The sequence below is a fragment of the Methanobrevibacter sp. genome (genome assembly GCF_017427765.1).
In the GTDB taxonomy this organism is placed as follows: Archaea; Methanobacteriota; Methanobacteria; order Methanobacteriales; family Methanobacteriaceae; genus Methanocatella.
This window is the reverse complement of sequence record NZ_JAFRSC010000009.1, coordinates 5,001-22,063: the sequence shown is the minus strand read 5'-3', so window position 1 is coordinate 22,063 and position 17,063 is coordinate 5,001. Positions and strand designations below refer to the sequence as shown.

19 protein-coding genes (1 of these 19 only partly in view) are annotated in these 17,063 nt (G+C 33.5%); 16 read left to right on the top strand and 3 right to left on the bottom strand.

Annotated elements, in window-relative coordinates; all coding sequences use genetic code 11:
• The first annotated feature begins 66 nt into the window (after positions 1–66).
• Together IJL02_RS02010 and IJL02_RS02005 are read left to right on the top strand one after the other, a co-directional pair.
• Positions 67–999, top strand: a complete 933-nt coding sequence (locus IJL02_RS02010) for an NAD-dependent epimerase/dehydratase family protein (RefSeq protein WP_292808489.1) — start codon at positions 67–69, stop codon at positions 997–999.
• A 10-nt stretch (positions 1,000–1,009) separates the two neighbouring features.
• The gene (locus IJL02_RS02005; protein ID WP_292808487.1) at positions 1,010–1,819 is read left to right on the top strand and encodes a CPBP family intramembrane glutamic endopeptidase; all 810 of its coding nucleotides are present in this window, start codon (positions 1,010–1,012) and stop codon (positions 1,817–1,819) included.
• Between the two features lie 14 nt (positions 1,820–1,833).
• On the opposite strand, the gene IJL02_RS02000 is transcribed toward IJL02_RS02005, so the two are convergent.
• The gene (locus IJL02_RS02000; RefSeq protein WP_292808485.1) at positions 1,834–2,205 is read right to left on the bottom strand and encodes a hypothetical protein; all 372 of its coding nucleotides are present in this window, start codon (positions 2,203–2,205) and stop codon (positions 1,834–1,836) included.
• A gap of 208 nt (positions 2,206–2,413) precedes the next feature.
• On the opposite strand from IJL02_RS02000, the gene IJL02_RS01995 reads away from it, so the two are divergent.
• The 9 genes from IJL02_RS01995 (at position 2,414) to IJL02_RS01955 (ending at position 12,543) form a co-directional block, all read left to right on the top strand.
• Positions 2,414–2,965 (top strand): helix-turn-helix domain-containing protein, encoded by a 552-nt coding sequence (locus tag IJL02_RS01995; protein WP_292808483.1) that lies wholly within the window; start codon positions 2,414–2,416, stop codon positions 2,963–2,965.
• Between the two features lie 20 nt (positions 2,966–2,985).
• Entirely contained in the window at positions 2,986–4,659 is a 1,674-nt protein-coding gene (locus IJL02_RS01990) for an AMP-binding protein (protein WP_292808481.1), read from the top strand.
• Positions 4,660–4,667: 8 nt separating this feature from the next.
• Positions 4,668–4,952, top strand: coding sequence for a 4Fe-4S dicluster domain-containing protein (locus IJL02_RS01985; RefSeq protein WP_292808479.1), 285 nt, complete (start codon positions 4,668–4,670; stop codon positions 4,950–4,952).
• Positions 4,953–6,068 carry a 3-methyl-2-oxobutanoate dehydrogenase subunit VorB gene (locus IJL02_RS01980; protein WP_292808477.1) on the top strand — a complete coding sequence of 372 codons (1,116 nt, stop codon included), beginning with the start codon at positions 4,953–4,955 and terminating at the stop codon, positions 6,066–6,068.
• Between the two features lie 12 nt (positions 6,069–6,080).
• Positions 6,081–7,520 (top strand): 2-oxoacid:acceptor oxidoreductase family protein, encoded by a 1,440-nt coding sequence (locus tag IJL02_RS01975; RefSeq protein ID WP_292808474.1) that lies wholly within the window; start codon positions 6,081–6,083, stop codon positions 7,518–7,520.
• A 10-nt stretch (positions 7,521–7,530) separates the two neighbouring features.
• Entirely contained in the window at positions 7,531–8,841 is a 1,311-nt protein-coding gene (gene gatD / locus IJL02_RS01970; protein WP_292808472.1) for a Glu-tRNA(Gln) amidotransferase subunit GatD, read from the top strand.
• A 12-nt stretch (positions 8,842–8,853) separates the two neighbouring features.
• Positions 8,854–10,719 carry a Glu-tRNA(Gln) amidotransferase subunit GatE gene (gene gatE / locus IJL02_RS01965; protein ID WP_292808470.1) on the top strand — a complete coding sequence of 622 codons (1,866 nt, stop codon included), beginning with the start codon at positions 8,854–8,856 and terminating at the stop codon, positions 10,717–10,719.
• A 163-nt stretch (positions 10,720–10,882) separates the two neighbouring features.
• Positions 10,883–11,464, top strand: coding sequence for a HEAT repeat domain-containing protein (locus tag IJL02_RS01960; RefSeq protein ID WP_292808468.1), 582 nt, complete (start codon positions 10,883–10,885; stop codon positions 11,462–11,464).
• Positions 11,465–11,622: 158 nt separating this feature from the next.
• The gene (locus tag IJL02_RS01955) at positions 11,623–12,543 is read left to right on the top strand and encodes an NAD(P)/FAD-dependent oxidoreductase (protein WP_292808466.1); all 921 of its coding nucleotides are present in this window, start codon (positions 11,623–11,625) and stop codon (positions 12,541–12,543) included.
• Here IJL02_RS01955 and IJL02_RS01950 read toward each other — a convergent pair.
• Positions 12,540–12,686, bottom strand: coding sequence for a hypothetical protein (locus tag IJL02_RS01950; RefSeq protein WP_292808464.1), 147 nt, complete (start codon positions 12,684–12,686; stop codon positions 12,540–12,542). The genes IJL02_RS01955 and IJL02_RS01950 overlap by 4 nt on opposite strands.
• A 138-nt stretch (positions 12,687–12,824) precedes the next feature.
• Here IJL02_RS01950 and IJL02_RS01945 point away from each other — a divergent pair, with 138 nt between their 5' ends.
• The 5 genes from IJL02_RS01945 to IJL02_RS01925 are packed head-to-tail and all read left to right on the top strand — an operon-like array spanning position 12,825 to position 16,755.
• Positions 12,825–13,382, top strand: coding sequence for a GMP synthase subunit A (locus IJL02_RS01945; protein WP_292808462.1), 558 nt, complete (start codon positions 12,825–12,827; stop codon positions 13,380–13,382).
• 8 nt (positions 13,383–13,390) lie between these two features.
• Positions 13,391–13,648, top strand: coding sequence for a hypothetical protein (locus IJL02_RS01940; protein WP_292808460.1), 258 nt, complete (start codon positions 13,391–13,393; stop codon positions 13,646–13,648).
• Position 13,649: 1 nt separating this feature from the next.
• The gene (gene guaA, locus IJL02_RS01935) at positions 13,650–14,576 is read left to right on the top strand and encodes a glutamine-hydrolyzing GMP synthase (RefSeq protein WP_292808458.1); all 927 of its coding nucleotides are present in this window, start codon (positions 13,650–13,652) and stop codon (positions 14,574–14,576) included.
• Between the two features lie 45 nt (positions 14,577–14,621).
• On the top strand, positions 14,622–15,794 hold the full coding sequence (locus IJL02_RS01930) for a hypothetical protein (RefSeq protein WP_292808456.1): 1,173 nt from the start codon (positions 14,622–14,624) through the stop codon (positions 15,792–15,794).
• 1 nt (position 15,795) lies between these two features.
• Complete coding sequence (locus IJL02_RS01925; RefSeq protein WP_292808453.1) at positions 15,796–16,755, top strand: DegT/DnrJ/EryC1/StrS family aminotransferase; 960 nt, start codon at positions 15,796–15,798, stop codon at positions 16,753–16,755.
• Here IJL02_RS01925 and cgi121 read toward each other — a convergent pair.
• Positions 16,739–17,063, bottom strand: the 3' portion of a protein-coding gene (gene cgi121 / locus IJL02_RS01920) for a KEOPS complex subunit Cgi121 (RefSeq protein ID WP_292808451.1). 167 nt of this gene lie beyond the right edge of the window; 325 of the gene's 492 nt are visible here — the last part of the coding sequence; the start codon falls outside the window, past its right edge — the gene reads right to left on this strand; its stop codon occupies positions 16,739–16,741. The genes IJL02_RS01925 and cgi121 overlap by 17 nt on opposite strands.

Sequence of the window (17,063 nt, the reverse complement as noted above, 5' to 3'; positions counted from 1 at the left end):
TAAATGTTGTTACTTAAAAATAATTAATAATAGTTTAACATAAATTAAATTAATTTTTGATGGCTTATGAAGAATAAAAATATTTTAATAACCGGTGGTGCAGGATTTATCGGTTCACATATTGCAAATGAGTTATTAAAAGACAATAAAGTCGTTATTTTAGATAACCTATCCAGCGGCAATATTAATAACTTAAAGAACCCCACACATGAAAATTTAGAAATCATTAAAGAGGACATTCGTGATGTGGATTTGGATAAAATAACTCACAATATTGATTATATTTTCCACCTTGCAGCAATGGCAAGCGTGCCTTTAAGTATAGATAAACCTGTTGAATGCACTGATATTAATCTCAATGCAACTGTTAAACTCTTAAAGTCCGCCGTCAACAATAATGTGAAAAAAATTATTTTTTCATCTTCGTCATCAGTTTACGGTCAGAATAAAAATATGCCACTGAAAGAATCCGAACAGCCTATGCCAATGTCACCATATGCTGCATCAAAAGCAAGCTGTGAATTTTACTTAAAATCATTTGAAGACAGTTACGGGCTGAATTACACATCCTTAAGATACTTTAATGTTTTTGGTCCCGGACAGGATAAAAATTCACAATATGCAGCCGTAATACCTAATTTTATCAGCAGTCTTTTAGAAGGCAAACAACCTGAAATTTATGGTGACGGAGAACAGACCAGAGATTTTGTTTTCATAGACGATGTTGTTAAAGCAAACATCAATGCTGCAAAGTCCGATTATAACGGAATAATCAATGTTGCTTCAGGTGAAAAAATTAGCATAAATCAGTTATATGATATCGTTAAAAAAACTCTTGGAAGTGATGTTGAACCCAAATATTTACCAACAAGACAAGGAGATATTAAACACTCACTTGCAGACGTTACAAAAATGGAAAAAATTAATTTTAAAGTGGATTCAACTGATTTTGAAAGCCAACTTCAAGAAACTATAAACTGGTTTAAGACTATTTTATAGAGAGGAAAATATGGATAAAAGCGTTAGAGATTTTAATATTCGCCTTAGAACTATAAAACTTAGAGAATTGGTTGTAGGCATTATAATCAGCGTGATACTTATCGTTATATTGATGGCTATTTTCCCAATAATTGAAGAAGATAACGATTTATTTTTCATTATTTTTCTATCTTTAATATTAATCTTCTTTATTTGGGCACTTCGAGATACCAAAGGCCTTTCAAAAAATTTTGAAAATCTATTTGTAACGGATACACGAAATGAAATTCTCTATGTGTTTGCAATAAATATCATATTTGCATTCATATTTACCTGCATGGTTTCTGGACTTGACTTATTAATCGGATATTATGACCCAGGATGGGTTACCGGTTTTGATATTGATTCTGTTGATATTTCGGCAGGAGCATTTCTTTTAAGCGCAATTGGAACAATATTTTATGCACCGGTTCTTGAAGAATTGATATTTAGAGGCGTTCTGTTCAATAGGTTAAAAATAAGAATAGGATTTGTCCCTGCAATGCTTATTTCATCGTTTCTATTTGGAATAGGGCATGATTTTGGAGGAATAACAAGCGCATTTCTATTTGGAATATGCATGTGTATTTTGTATGCAAAAACAGATAATATTCTTATACCAATGAGTGTGCATTTTATAAATAATGTTGTTGCCACAATACTTGAATTAATTCAAATTGATTATATTGTCGGCCAACTGCCATGGTTAATTCCTACAACAATAATTGTTTTAATAGCTACGGTTTTATTGATTAAATACATTGTTCAGGAAACCAGTGCCTTAAAAAGAAATTACAGTTGAAAATTAAAAAAAGTTTAGTGGAATCCGCATCCACTACAAGTTTCACATTTCTCTTCTTCAATAGGATCGTATTGTTTATCTTCCTGTAAAGTTGCTGAGATAAAATACTGATCCAGTTCATTTTTATTTTTTAAAACTGGAGAAACACCTTTAAAATCACAACGGATATCGCCAGTTCCACCAATATCTACCAATATCGGTTCACCTAATTTAAATCTTTTAAAATACCCTTCGACTTCATCAATTAAAGCACCAGGAACTCTGAAATTAAAAGATAAAATATTATTTTCCTTCATTTTTAAACCAACATACTTCTGGTCTATTTCATAATTCAAACCCAATTGCTTTTTGAAAATAATGTTGGTACCAATCTCATTAGATGTCATGATATAATCTCCCTCTAATTATAAATTAGAATTATTGTTTGTGATATTTAAAACTTTCCAATGAATTAAAAAAAAATAGTTTAGTAAATTTATAACGAATTATCATGATTTTTAATAAGGTTTATATAATTTTAAATTTAATAATTATATTATGTTATAATATTATATTATGCATACTGAAATCAATTAGAAAAATAGGTGTTTATTTATGAACGAATACAACAAAGATATTGGAAATAGAATTAGAGAATTGCGAGAACTTTCAGACATTACTATTAAAGAAATTGCTGAAATTTTAAATATTAAAGAAGAAACTTATATCCAATATGAAAATGCTGAAGTAGACATCCCTGCTAGTTTTTTATATGAACTTGCACACATTTTTAAAGTTGATTTAGGATTATTACTAACTGGTGAAGAAAGTAGAATGAGCATTTTTGATGTAACCCGTGCAAATAAAGGAGTTTCAGTAGATAGAAGAAAAGAATACACCCATGAAAACCTATGCTCTAAATTCATCAATAAAAAAGCTGAAACTTTCCTAGTTGTTGTGGACCCGGAAAAAAACCCGATACCTTCACTTAATTCACATCCAGGTCAGGAATTTAATTACGTTTTAGAAGGTTCATTAAAAATTTACATACACAATAATGAAATCATATTAAACGAAGGAGATTGTATATTTTTCGATTCAACACATAGACATGCAATGGTAGCGCTTAACGATAAGCCCGCTAAATTTTTAGCAGTAATCATATAATACTTACAGGAGATAATTACATGACATCACTTATAGGAGATTTTGTAGAGAGAGTGGATTATAACTCTTATGAAGACTTTTTCAATAATTTCAAATTGAAATTTGAAGATGATTTTAACTTTGGATTTGACGTAGTGGACAAATATGCTGAAATTGATCCAAATAAAGTAGCTCTAATTTGGACAAACGACGATGATGAAGAACACACTTTCACATTTAAAGATATGAAAGAATATTCCAACAGAACTGTCAATCTGTTAAAACGTTTAGGAATTAAAAAAGGCGATAAAGTAATGCTTACTTTAAAAAACAGATACGAATGGTGGTTCTGTATGGTTGCGTTACATAAACTTGGAGCAGTAGCTATTCCAGCAACCCATATGTTAAAGCTTCATGATATTGATTTTAGATTAAAAAATGCTGAAGTAAAAGCAATAATCACTGTTGAAGAGGACTCATTACTTCCAGATTATGAAGAGGCTGAAAAGAATTTAGGTATTGATTTGAAAAAGATGGTAATTGAAACCGATAGGGACGGTTGGATTAACTTTAACAAAGCCATTAAAGAAGAAAGCCCAGTATATGAAAGACCTGCAGGAGATGAAAATCCAATAGCTGATGAAATATTCCTAATTTACTTTACATCCGGAACCAGCGGACTTCCAAAAATGGTTGCTCACAAACACACTTACGCATTAGGCCACATCCCAACCGCAAAATACTGGCAAAATGTTGTAGAAGATGGAGTCCACCACACAGCATCAGATACCGGATGGGGAAAAGCTGTATGGGGAAATATTTACGGCCAGTGGATTGCCGGAACTGCAATATTCATTTATGACTATGTAAGGTTTAATGGAATTAAATTACTTGAAAAGATTATAGACCATAAAGTAGATACTTTCTGTGCGCCTCCGACTGTTTATAGATTCTTAATAAAAGAACAGATTGACGGATATGACTTTTCAAATTTAAAATATGTTGCAACAGCAGGTGAACCACTTCCTCCAGAAGTATCTGAAAGATTTTATGACTTATCCGGCTTGAGAATTAAAGAAGGATTCGGACAAACCGAAACAACATTATCCATTGGAACATTCATTTGGCTAGATGCAAAAGTAGGCTCAATCGGTAAGCCTTCCCCACTCTACAAACTAAAATTATTGGATGAACAGGACAATCCTGTTGAATTTGGTGATGAAGGAGAACTTTGTTTTGATGTAAGTGAAGGCGTGCCTCCAGGACTTTTCAAAGAATATTATAAAGATCCTGAAAAGCAGAAAGCACAATGGCATGATGGATACTACCACTGCGGAGATACCGCATGGGTTGATGAAGACGGATATGTTCACTTCGTTGGAAGAAATGATGACATTATCAAATCTTCAGGTTATCGTATCGGACCTTATGAAGTGGAAAGTGCAGTACTTTCACACCAGTCCGTCCGTCACTGCGCAATTACTGCTTATCCTGATGAAGTAAGAGGCCAAATTGTAAAAGCAAGTATTGTTTTACAACCTGGCGTTGAACCATCAGATTCATTAACAAAAGACATTCAAAATCATGTTAAAAATGTTACAGCTCCTTATAAATACCCTAGAATGGTTGAATATGTGGATGAACTTCCGGAAACCATTAGCGGAAAAACAAGGAGAGTTGAAATAAGAGAAAAAGATCAAAAAAAAGTTAATTAGATGATAAAATGATAGAAGAGATATCTTATCCAGTTATTAATGAGGAACTTTGCAAAGGCTGTATGAGATGTATTGTCGGATGTCCTCAAAATGCAATAGTGCTTTCACAGGACATGAACAATGCAGGATATCAATTTGCAGTTTATAGTGGCAGAGGTTGTACCGGCTGTAAAGACTGTTACTTTACATGCCCAGAACCTTTAGCACTAGAAGTGCATCAAATTAAAAATATAGCAAATGATGATGTTGCAAAGATGATTAAAGCTAAAGTAGCTAATAAAGGGGGAAACTAAATGAGTAATCAAATGGTAAAAGGAAATACCGCAGTTATTATTGGTGCAATGTATGCAGGATGCGATTGTTTCTTTGGATACCCAATTACTCCGGCAAGTGAAATTTTACATGAAGCATCAAAGTATTTCCCAATGGTTGGAAGAAACTTTGTACAAGCTGAAAGTGAAGAAGCATCAATCAATATGGTTTATGGTGCATCAGGTACCGGTCACAGGGTTATGACCTCATCATCAGGACCGGGCATTAGTTTAATGCAGGAAGGATTCACTTTTCTTGCAGGTGCAGAATTACCTGCAGTTATTGTAGATATTATGAGAGCAGGACCTGGACTTGGAAATATCGGACCTGAACAAGGAGATTATAATCAGGTTGTTAAAGGTGGAGGCCATGGAAACTATAAAAATATAGTTCTAGCACCAAACAGCGTTCAGGAAATGTGTGATTTGACCATGAAAGCATTTGAACTTGCAGACAAATGGAGAAATCCAGTAGTTGTACTTGCTGATGGTACTTTAGGTCAGATGGCCGAACCTTTAGTATTCCCAGAAAAAGCTATTGAACCTAAAAATGATAAACCTTGGGCTGTAAAAGGAAATAAAGAAACAATGGAAAATCTCATTACTTCAATTTACAATGATTTTAATGAATTAGAAGATTTCAACTACAAACTTCAGGAAAAATATGCTAAAATTGATGCTGAAGAAGTTATTGTTGACGAATATATGATAGATGATGCTGAAATCGTCTTGATTTCATATGGAATCAGCAGCCGTATTGCAAGATCTGCTGTTGATAAAAGTCGTGAAAAAGGCATAAAAGTTGGACTTTTAAGACCAATCACACTATCTCCATTTCCAATAGATAGAATAAAAGAACTATCCGATAAAGGAGTAAGTTTTATTTCTGTTGAGATGAGTAACGGTCAGTTATTAGCTGATGTTCAATTTGCGGCTTTAAGAAAAGAAGATACTTACCTCGTTAACAGAATGGGAGGTAACCTGATTGAACTGAAACATGTACTTGCAAAAATCTATGAAATTGCAGGATATGAAGATGAAACCATAGATACTTCAAAAAGAAGTGAGGAAAAAGCTAGTCCGAATATTATTGATTAAGGATGTGGAAAAATGAGTGAAGAAAATAATAAAGATTATGAATTACAAGTACGTAGAAATCCACAATCCCTTTTAGAAGAATATCCTAGAAAAGGAACTAATATTAAATCAACACATTACTGTGCTGGTTGTGGACATGGAATATTACATAAACTGATTGCAGAATGTATGGATGAACTTGGAATACAGGAAAGATGCGTGATGATTTCTCCTGTGGGATGTTCAGTATATGCATATTTCTACTTTAACTGTGGAAATTTCCAAACTGCACATGGAAGAGCACCAGCAGTAGCTACCGGTATTTCAAGAGCTGAAGATAATGCAATTGTCATGAGTTATCAAGGAGACGGAGATTTAGCTTCAATCGGATTGAATGAAACTTTACAAGCTGCAAACCGTGGAGAAAAAATTGCGGTATTCTTCGTAAACAACACCGTTTACGGAATGACCGGTGGCCAGATGGCTCCGACAACATTAATTGGAGAAAAAACTGTTACATGCCAAACCGGAAGAGATCCGGATTATGCAGGACATCCTACCCACATGTGTGAATTAATAAACACATTAAAAGCACCAGTGTATATCGAAAGAGTATCCCTTGCCAATCCTTTGAAAATCAGACTTGCAAAATATGCAATAAAACAGGCATTAACTGTTCAAAAAGAAGGAAAAGGATATTCATTTGTTGAAGTTTTATCACCTTGTCCAACCAACTTAAAACAGGATGTTGCAAGTGCTCAAAAGTTCATTGAAGAACAAATGGAAAAGGAATTCCCAGTTAAAAACTTCAGAAATAATTTATACACAAAAGAACCAGTTCAAAGACCTGCTAGTGATTTTTCAACAGAATCATTAGATAAAATATTCAATGTTAACAGATCTGATGATTCAGGTTATGTTGATGATGACATCAAACCATTAAGCATTAAAGTTTCAGGTTTTGGCGGTCAGGGAGTTTTAAGTGCAGGATTAACAATAGCTCAGGCAGCATGTGCTGAAGGAAAACACGTGTCCTGGTATCCAAGTTACGGACCGGAACAGAGAGGTGGAAAATCCAATTGTTCAGTTGTAATATCCAATGAAACAATTGGAACTCCTGTGGTTGATGATATTGACATTCTCATTGCTTTAAACAAACCATCTTTAGAACAATTTTCACAAGACGTTAAAGTTGGCGGAACTATCCTTTATGACTCACATATTGGAGAATTTACAACTGATAGAGACATTAAAGTTATTCCTATGCCTTGCGTTGACATTGCAGAAGAACATGGAAATGCAAGAACTGCAAACACTGCACTTTTAGGTGCATTAACAGAATTAACTGATGTTTTAAAACGTGACTCTTACGAAAATGCTATTCGCGAAATGTTTGCATCAAAGCCTAAAGTTATTGATGTAAATATTGAAGTGTTGGAAGCTGGAGCTGAATGGTTAAAAAACAACTCATAAGCGTGATTTAATGACTTATAAAGAAATTTCTAGAAAATATATCGAAGATAATAATTTAAGTATAGGAGATACAGTCAAAGTCAATAAAGAAGACATCTCTTATACCGGTATTTTACTTGATAGGCCTGAAGATGCTGATGACGGATATCTTGTTATAAAATTATCAAGCGGTTACAACATTGGTGTAGCTATCGAGGATACAACTGCTGAGTTAATTGAAAAAGGAGACAAACCAAAAATCGGTTATGATGAAACTGAAATTCCTAACGATCCGTCTAAACAGAACATATCAATTGTTTCAACCGGAGGTACAGTATCATCCGTTATTGATTACAGAACCGGAGCGGTACACCCTAAATTTACAGCATCCGATTTAGTTAAAGCAAACCCGGAATTATTGGATTATGCTAACTACAATGTTAAAGCATTATACAATATTTTAAGTGAAAACATGAAGCCCGAATACTGGGTTAAAGCTGCTGAAGAAATAGCAAATGATATCTCCAATGGAGCAGACGGCGTTGTTATAGCTCATGGTACAGATACAATGCATTATACATCAGCGGCATTGAGCTTTATGATAAAAACACCAGTTCCAATTATTATTACAGGTGCTCAAAGAAGTTCCGACAGACCTTCCAGTGATGCCAACATCAATTTAATCGATTCTGTAATTGCTGCTAAAGGAGACATTGCTGAAGTCTGTGTCTGTATGCATGGAAGCCTAAACGATGAATACACTTACCTACATCAGGGAACCAAAGTGAGAAAAATGCATACCAGCCGCAGAGATACTTTCAGAAGCATCAATGCTCAGCCAATAGCTAAAATTCAAAATAAAAAAGTTGACATTAACCCAGACTATTCATACACCAAAAGAGGAGCTAATGAATTGGAACTCAATACTGCAATTGAAGAAAAAGTCGGATTCATTAAAAGTTTTCCAGGAATTTCTGAAGAATTCATTGAGTATCATATTGATAAAGGTTACAAAGGCCTTGTCATTGAAGGAACAGGACTTGGACATGTTCCAAATAACTTAATCGACTCATTTAAAAGAGCTCAAGATGAAAATATTCCAGTAATCATGACATCACAATGTCTTTACGGAAGAGTGAACATGAATGTTTACTCAACTGGCCGTGAAATATTAGATGCAGGAGTAATTTCAGGACTTGACATGACCCCTGAAACCACATATGTTAAATTATGTTGGGCATTAGGTCAAAGTGACGATTACAATAGAGTAAAAGAAATTATGCATGAAAATATTGCTGGTGAATTTAAGGAAAAATCATCAATTAAGGATTTCTTAAACTAGGGAGCTGTTAAAATGGATTATGAAAAATTAGGATTAAAAATGGGACTTGAAATTCACCAACAGTTAAACAGTCAACATAAATTATTCTGCCCATGTAAAACAGAACTTGTTGATGATGATTTTAATGAATTGATTCAAAGAAAATTAAGACCAACACAATCAGAGCTTGGAGAAATCGACAGAGCTGCATTGCAAGAATCCTTAAGAGGCCTTAATTTCAAATATGAAAATTTTGAAAAACATACATGTCTTGTTGAAAACGATGACGAACCGCCTCACAGCCTGAATGAAGAAGCTCTTGACATTTGTATTACAATTGCCTGTTTAATGAACATGCACATTGTGGATGAATTCCACACTATGAGAAAACAGGTTATTGATGGAAGTAACACCGGAGGATTTCAAAGAACCGGAATGGTTGCAACCGACGGATATCTGGATACCCCATACGGAAAAGTTGTTATTGAAAGTCTTGGCCTAGAGGAAGACGCTGCAAGAAGAGTTGAAACTAAAGACGGATTTACCGAATTCAGATTAGACAGATTAGGTATTCCTTTAGCTGAAATTACAACAGACCCTTCAATGCACCATCCTGATCAGGTAAGAGAAGTTGCATATATGTTAGGTCAAATCCTAAGAAGTACAAATGTCAAAAGAGGTCTTGGAACAATAAGGCAAGATTTAAACATTTCAATTGCCGAAGGTGCACGTGTAGAAATCAAAGGTGTTCAGGATTTGGATTTAATGGCAGAAATTGTAAACCGTGAAGTTACAAGACAGTTAGAATTGATTGACATTAAAAAAGAACTTCAAGCAAGAAATGCTGAAGTTTTAGAAGAAATTCATGATTTAGATGAATTATTCAAAGACACTGAATCTAAAATTTTAAAATCAGCTGAAACAATTAAAGCTGTAGTTTTAAAAGGTTATTCCGGTTTAATTGGTCGTGAAGTACAGCCAGGAAGAAGATTTGGAACTGAAATTGCAAGTTATGCTAAAAAACGTGGAGTTTCAGGTATTTTCCACTCCGATGAATTACCTGCTTATGGAATTACACAAGATGAAGTTGATGCAGTATCTGAATTCTTAGAAATTGGAGAAGATGATGCATTCATTATTGTTGCTCATGATGAAGATGTGGCCATTTCCGCACTTGAAGAAGTAAAAAGAAGAGCCAATTTAGGTCTTGAAGGTGTTGTAGAAGAGACCAGAAAGGCACTTGATGACGGAAACACCGAATACATGAGACCGCTTCCAACCGCAAATAGGATGTATCTGGAAACCGATATTCCATTATTTAAAATTACACAAGACAGAATCGAACCAATTGCAAATAATTTGCCGGAACTTCCTGATGTCAAACAGGCAAGAATTATTGAAGAGTATAAATTAAGCAAAGATTTGGCATCACAGCTTGTTAAAAGGCAAGTTGCAGACACTTTTGAAAACATTTTAAAAGATGTTAATGTCGATGCAACACCTGTCGCTTCACTTCTTGCATATGACCTTAGAGAAATCAGAAGAGAAGGCTTTGACATTGACATATTGACTTTAGACCACTTCAAAGGCATATTTACACTTTTAGCTGACGGCAAAATTGCAAAAGACAGTGTTCGTAAATTGGCAGTTGAAACAATTAAAACTCCAGAAATGGATATTGGCGAAATTGCTGAGAAAAACAATTTGACTATGCTCAGTGAAGATGATGTTGCCAAAATCATTGCAGACATTGTTGCAGATAATGAAGCAATGGTCAAAGAACGCCAAATGGGTGCAATGGGTCCTTTAATGGGAATGTGTATGAAACAACTTAAAGGAAAAGCAGACGGTGGCGTAGTTAATAAAATTGTACGTGAAGAAATTCAAAAATTAATATAGGGAAACTCAATTGAGTTTTCCAAAAATTCTTTTTTTTAAAATTAGCTCATTATAGCAAATACACTACTATTTTTTTTCAATTCCGAATATCCCATTTAAACTATAAAAACAAATATATATTAACCAATAATAAAATTAAATTTAACTAAAGTTTGGTGATATTATGGGATTATTTAACAGAACACCTAAATGGGAACACAGAGACCCGAATGTTAGAAAAAAAGCAATACCAAAAATTAAAGACATGAGCGTTTTAGAAAATCTGGCAAAAAATGATCCAGATATTGATGTTCGTCGTGCAGCGATAGAAAGACTTCCAGACAATAATAGTGCATTAATGGATGTTGCTAAAAATGACTCTGATCGTGAAACTCGTGGCGAAGCTATTAAAAAAATTACTGACGAAACATTTTTATTAGATTTTGTCAAAAATGACTCTGATGATGGACTTCAAGCAATAGCGCTTTCAAAAATTGAAAATCCTGCCATTATCAAAGAATATATTGATGACCCTAATATGAAAATTCGTCTGATGGCAATAATCTGTTACAAAGACAAGGGCATTATCATGGACCATATCAACGATGAGAATGAAAATCTTGCAATTCGTGTAACATTATTAAAAACATTGAATAAAGAGGAATTAGAACAAGTTGCAGAGCAACATAAAGGTACTGAATTTGGAAAAGAAGTAAATAAATTCAGAATCCTTGGAGTTTTCAAAGAATATGGTTACGACGTTTAAATTCATATGCTAAAAATATTGGTGTTTAATCAAAACACCAACTACACTTTTTTTAAAACACACCTTCAAAAAAATATCAAACCACACCCTCTTCTCAAAAAAATTAATTAATATAAACTTACTAAATTACTTTAAGTGAAAGTTAATGAGGATTTAAAATGAACAAATATGACATTATCATAATAGGTGCAGGTCCGGGAGGTCTTACAGCCGGAATTTATGCTGGCCGTCAGGGAACTAAAAACTTAATAATCGATAGGGATTTGGCCGGTGGAATCGGCCGTGAAGTTCCACAAATGGAAAACTATCCCGGTTTTGAAAGCATTTCAGGTATGGAACTAATTGAAAAAATTAAAGCGCAGGCAATCAAAAACTGCGAATTGCATGAAATGGAAAATGTAGAGGCAATCACACAAAATGATAATGAATACAGATTTACAGTCAAAACCAATAAAGATGAATATTTAACAAAAACAGTCATTTTAGCAACAGGAAGCTCACACAGACACCTTGAAGCAAAAGGTGAAGAAGAATTTAAAGGAAAAGGAGTAAGCTACTGTGCGACATGTGACGGATTTTTCTTTGCAGGACGTGATATTGTCATGGTGGGCGGAGGAAACAGTGCACTTCAGGAAGCAATTTATCTTAAAAATCTCGGAGCAAACGTGACAATAATTCACAGAAGAGATGAATTCAGAGCCCAGCAACATTTACAGGACATGATTAAACAGGAAGGCATTAAAACCATCCTTAATGCAACCGTTGAAGAGATAAAAGGTGAAATGCTGGTTGAAGCAGTTGTTTTAAAAGATACAAAAACAGGAGAACTAAAAGAAATTCCAACAAATGGTGTTTTCATAAGTGTCGGATACATCCCTCATACTGAATTGGCAACTCAATTGGGAGTTGATCTTGATAAAACAGGCCATATCATAACTGATAAGGAGCAAAAAACTAACATTGACTATGTTTATGCAATCGGTGATGTATGTGTTGGTCTAAAACAGTGGGTTGTAGCATGCGGTGAAGGTGCAGTGGCTGCAACTTCAGCATACACAGATATTAAACAAAAAAGTTAATAATATCTTTCTTTTAAGTAGATATAAATAAAGAATGCAATTAACAATACTACAATCACTGGCAATAACCACATGAATACTTTTAACAATACTACTGCAACTAATATTGCAATTATAATAAATATTAAATCTTGTAATTCCATGTACTTCACATTTATACAATGTCATATATAAATTTAAGGGAATGCATGGAAATTACTACTATTTTTCATAACATATAAGATAACTATAATAAATAAAAAAACCAAAAATAATATTATTATATTTTCATGGAGCATAAAATGACAATATTAGTTATCAATAACAAAGGACAATACAATCATAGAATTCAGAGAAGTTTGCAATATCTTAAAATACCTTCCAAATTGGTTTCAAATGATTTGACAATCAAAGAAATTGAAGCTGAAAATCCTATAGGATTAATTTTAGGAGGAGGTCCTTCACTTGAAGGTGCGGGTATGAGTGAAGAATATATAAAACACTTTGATTTGCCGATTTTAGGAATATGTCTTGGACACCAGTTAATTGCAAAAGCATATGGTGGAGAAGTTAAAACTTCTGATACTGAAAGTTATGCTCAAGTGAAAATTAATATTAACACTGATGAAAATTTATTTGAAGGATTAGCACCTGAAATGGATGTTTGGTCTTCCCACAAAGATGAAGTAACAAAAATCCCTGAAGATTTTGAAATCTTAGCTAGTTCTAATTTATGTGACATTGAATCCTTTAAACATAAAGATAAAGATGTTTATGGAATCCAATTCCATCCGGAAGTACATCATACTCCAAAAGGATCAATAATTTTTGAAAACTTTTATAAAATTTGCCAAAAATAGGTGTAAGAATGATTGATAATGCAGAAGATTTAGCAACAAAAGCACAAGACAATAAAGCAGGTTTAAAAAGAAAATATGTCAATATACAAATTGGTGATGAAGAATACGGATTTAGAATTTCAGGAATTGGAGCTAAATCTGTAAAACTTGAAAAATTCGTCAAATATGATGATATTTATGAAGCTATTGAGTCCGGTAATGACAATGGCCTTGAAGCTATGATTAAACAAATAATTGAAGATTACGAAGAAGAAGATGAGGAATAAAATGTTAAGTCCAAAAGAATTTATTGATGATGCAATTCAAAAAATTAAAGACCAAATAGGTGATGAAAAAGCTATAATTGCATTATCTGGAGGAGTAGACAGTTCTGTATGTTCAGTACTAGTTCAAGAAGCAATTGGAGATAATTTAACTGCAGTTTTTGTAGACCATGGTCTATTAAGAGAAGGTGAAGTTGAACAGGTAACCAATACATTCAAAGACAGATTAAATTTCAAATTTGTAGATGCTTCCGACGAATTCATGGATGCGCTTGCAGGCGTTGAAGATCCGGAAGAAAAAAGAAAAATAATTGGAAGAGTATTTATCGAAGTATTTGAAAGAGAAGCAATTAAATCAGGAGCTAAATTCTTAGTACAAGGAACTATCGCACCTGATTGGATTGAAACCAAAGGCGAAATCAAATCCCACCATAACCTAGCACTTCCAAGCGGAATGGAATTAGAACTCTGCGAACCGATTCGTGACTTATACAAAGATGAAGTAAGAGAAATTGGTGATGAATTAGATCTTCCAAAAACAACTGTATACAGACAACCTTTCCCAGGGCCTGGTCTTGGAGTACGTGTTGTTGGAGCACTTACCAGAGAAAACGTTGAAATCTGTAGAAAAGCAAACAAAATCGTTTGTGATGAAGTTGAAGCTAGAGGACTTAATGAAGAAGTATGGCAATACTTCGCAGTGTTAACCGATACTAAAGTTACTGGTGTTAAAGGTGACCAAAGAGACTTTGGATACTTAGTGGTAGTTAGAATTGTTAACTCAATTGATGCAATGACCGCATCTGTAGCGGAACTTCCTTGGGAGTTAATTCAAACAATTTCCAAAAGAATTACCTCTGAAATTTCAGAAGTCACTCACGTGGCACTTTCTGTAAGTGACAAACCACCAGCAACCATCGAATTCTGTTAAATACTATTTTAATCAATAGTATTTATTTTTACTTTTTTTAAAATTATGAAAACCACTAAAAACGCTTATCTTGCAAAATTAACAGAACAAATTCAAATGAAATCTGTTAAAGTTGGGAAAAATTTAGAAGGAACAACACCCCCATCAGTTTTTATTGGAAGATGGTCATATCCTAAAGTTTATGCAGGCCCAATGATGAGCTCTCAAATGGGAGATACATACATTATGGATTCACCGGAGTCTTGGATTAGTGAAAATAAAACTCAGGACGAAATTATAAACTATCGAATGAGTCTCGTTAGAGGAAAACAATTAATTAAAATTGATGATTTGGAAAATCCTTTTGTTGAAAAACTACAGGACATTTCACTTGCATCCAAATCAATTGACAGTGAGGCTACCTTCGGAAAAAGGCCAACCGGATCCATGCTTACAGAAGACAGCATGCCCCATGGGCCAAGTGCAGTTATTGAAAAATTCGATATTGATGCTGTCAGATGGGACAGACAACTTGAAAAAACATTTTATGATACTGATTTAAAAGCAGCTGAAGCAGTTTTAAATCTCCACAATAAAGAAGTACCTTTCTCAGCAATGCAAAAAGCATTTTCTGTCGGGGCTATCGGAACCAAAAATAAACGAAAGTTAGTTCCTACACGATGGTCGATTACCGCATGCGATACTACTCTGGCGGATGAATTTTTAAAAGAAGTTCGCAAATTTGAAAGACTGGACACTTATAGATTATTTGAATTCGGAGCGCTTAACAATTATTATATTATCATACTAACACCTACCGAATGGCAATATGAATGGTATGAAGCATTTATAAAATTAATGAAAAATGAAGAATTAATATTTTCAGATTATGAAACCAACGGGGGTAAAAAAGAATATTCCCGAGTTGGAGGATGTTACTATACAGCCAAAATGGTAGTTCTTGACTACTTATTAAAAATTAAAAAACAATCAGGTTTGATAATACTGAGAGAAGCATATGATGGTTATGTTCCATTGGGCGTTTTTAATGTAAGGGAAAATATTAAAGAAGCCATGATGAGGCCGTATTTGGAATTTGAAACATTAGAAGATTGTTTAAAATATTCCGGAGAAAAATTGAGAATACCAATTAACAGATATGTTAAACAGGGCACATTATTAAATGAAATGCTCCATACAAAGCAAACCACATTGGATATGTACTTTAAAAGAGGATAATATGTTTAAATTCAAAACTCCTTCACAACAAACAAGAAAAATAATGTCTGAAGTTGCTCTTGGAAACATTGAAGACAATTTTGAAGAAAAATGCGAAGAGAAAATTAAAGATTTAACTTCACATGAATTTGCAAAAGTAACCTCCAGCGGAAACAACAGCATATTTATTGCACTTTCAAGTGTTGAAGGAGACGTTATCGTGCCTGATCAGGGAGGCTGGCACGGATTTAAACAAATTGCAAAATTTTTAAATAAGAATTTAATTACAGTTAAAACCGATGATGGACTCATTAATCCAAATTATTTGGATGAACTTGAAATAAATGAAAACTCTGCATTAATTTTTACAAGTTTTGCAGGATATTGTGCCGAACAAGATACAAAAAGCATTTCAAAATATTGTAAGAACAATAATATCACCACAATTGAAGATGCTTCAGCAGGAATTGGAGATAAAAAACATGTCCTGGGAAACGGCAGATATTCAGATATTATCCTTGCTTCAACAGGTTCTCCAAAAATAATTAATGTAGGAAGCGGAGGATTTATCTCAACTAATAATGATGAAATTTTTAAATCCACATCACTGCCTCAAAAATTGAGTAAAACCAGCAATATTATATCAAGTGGTATATGTCTGGAACTTGATAATGTGGAAAAAAATCTGGAAGTTACATTAAATGCAACAGAGCATTTAAAAAAATACATTCCGAACACATTACATAGCAAAAAAAGAGGCGTCAATATTATTATTCCCAATGATAATGCTAAAGAAATTTCATGGAATCTGAAGAAAACATTAACGACAGATAAAAGCGGTTTCATAACAACCTGTCCAAACTATAATCGTGTTAAACAAAAAGCAATATGTTTAGAAATAAAAAATCTCGATTATAACTGCCTTAAAAAAGAACATTTAAATAAAATAATTGAAAACTTAAAAATCAATAATCTACTGTGAGTCTTGTTATCCTATCAATTAAAATTTCTTCAATTGACATATCCTTTATTTCCAAATCATCAATTTTGTAGATTTTTTTAAGTTTATCTTCATCAGGCATTAAAACACTTTCATCAAAAGTAAAAATAGAAGATAACTCATCAGTATAATCATCACAATTTATCAATACTGCACATAAATTCATTTTACCTTCATGAAGCCCTAAAATTTTAAATGCCTTGGAAATTTGCCTTTGTGCAGAACATCTCAAAACAACTTCAACACCAATGTCCTTTGCCAAATTTTCACCACGTTCATAGGCAAGGAAT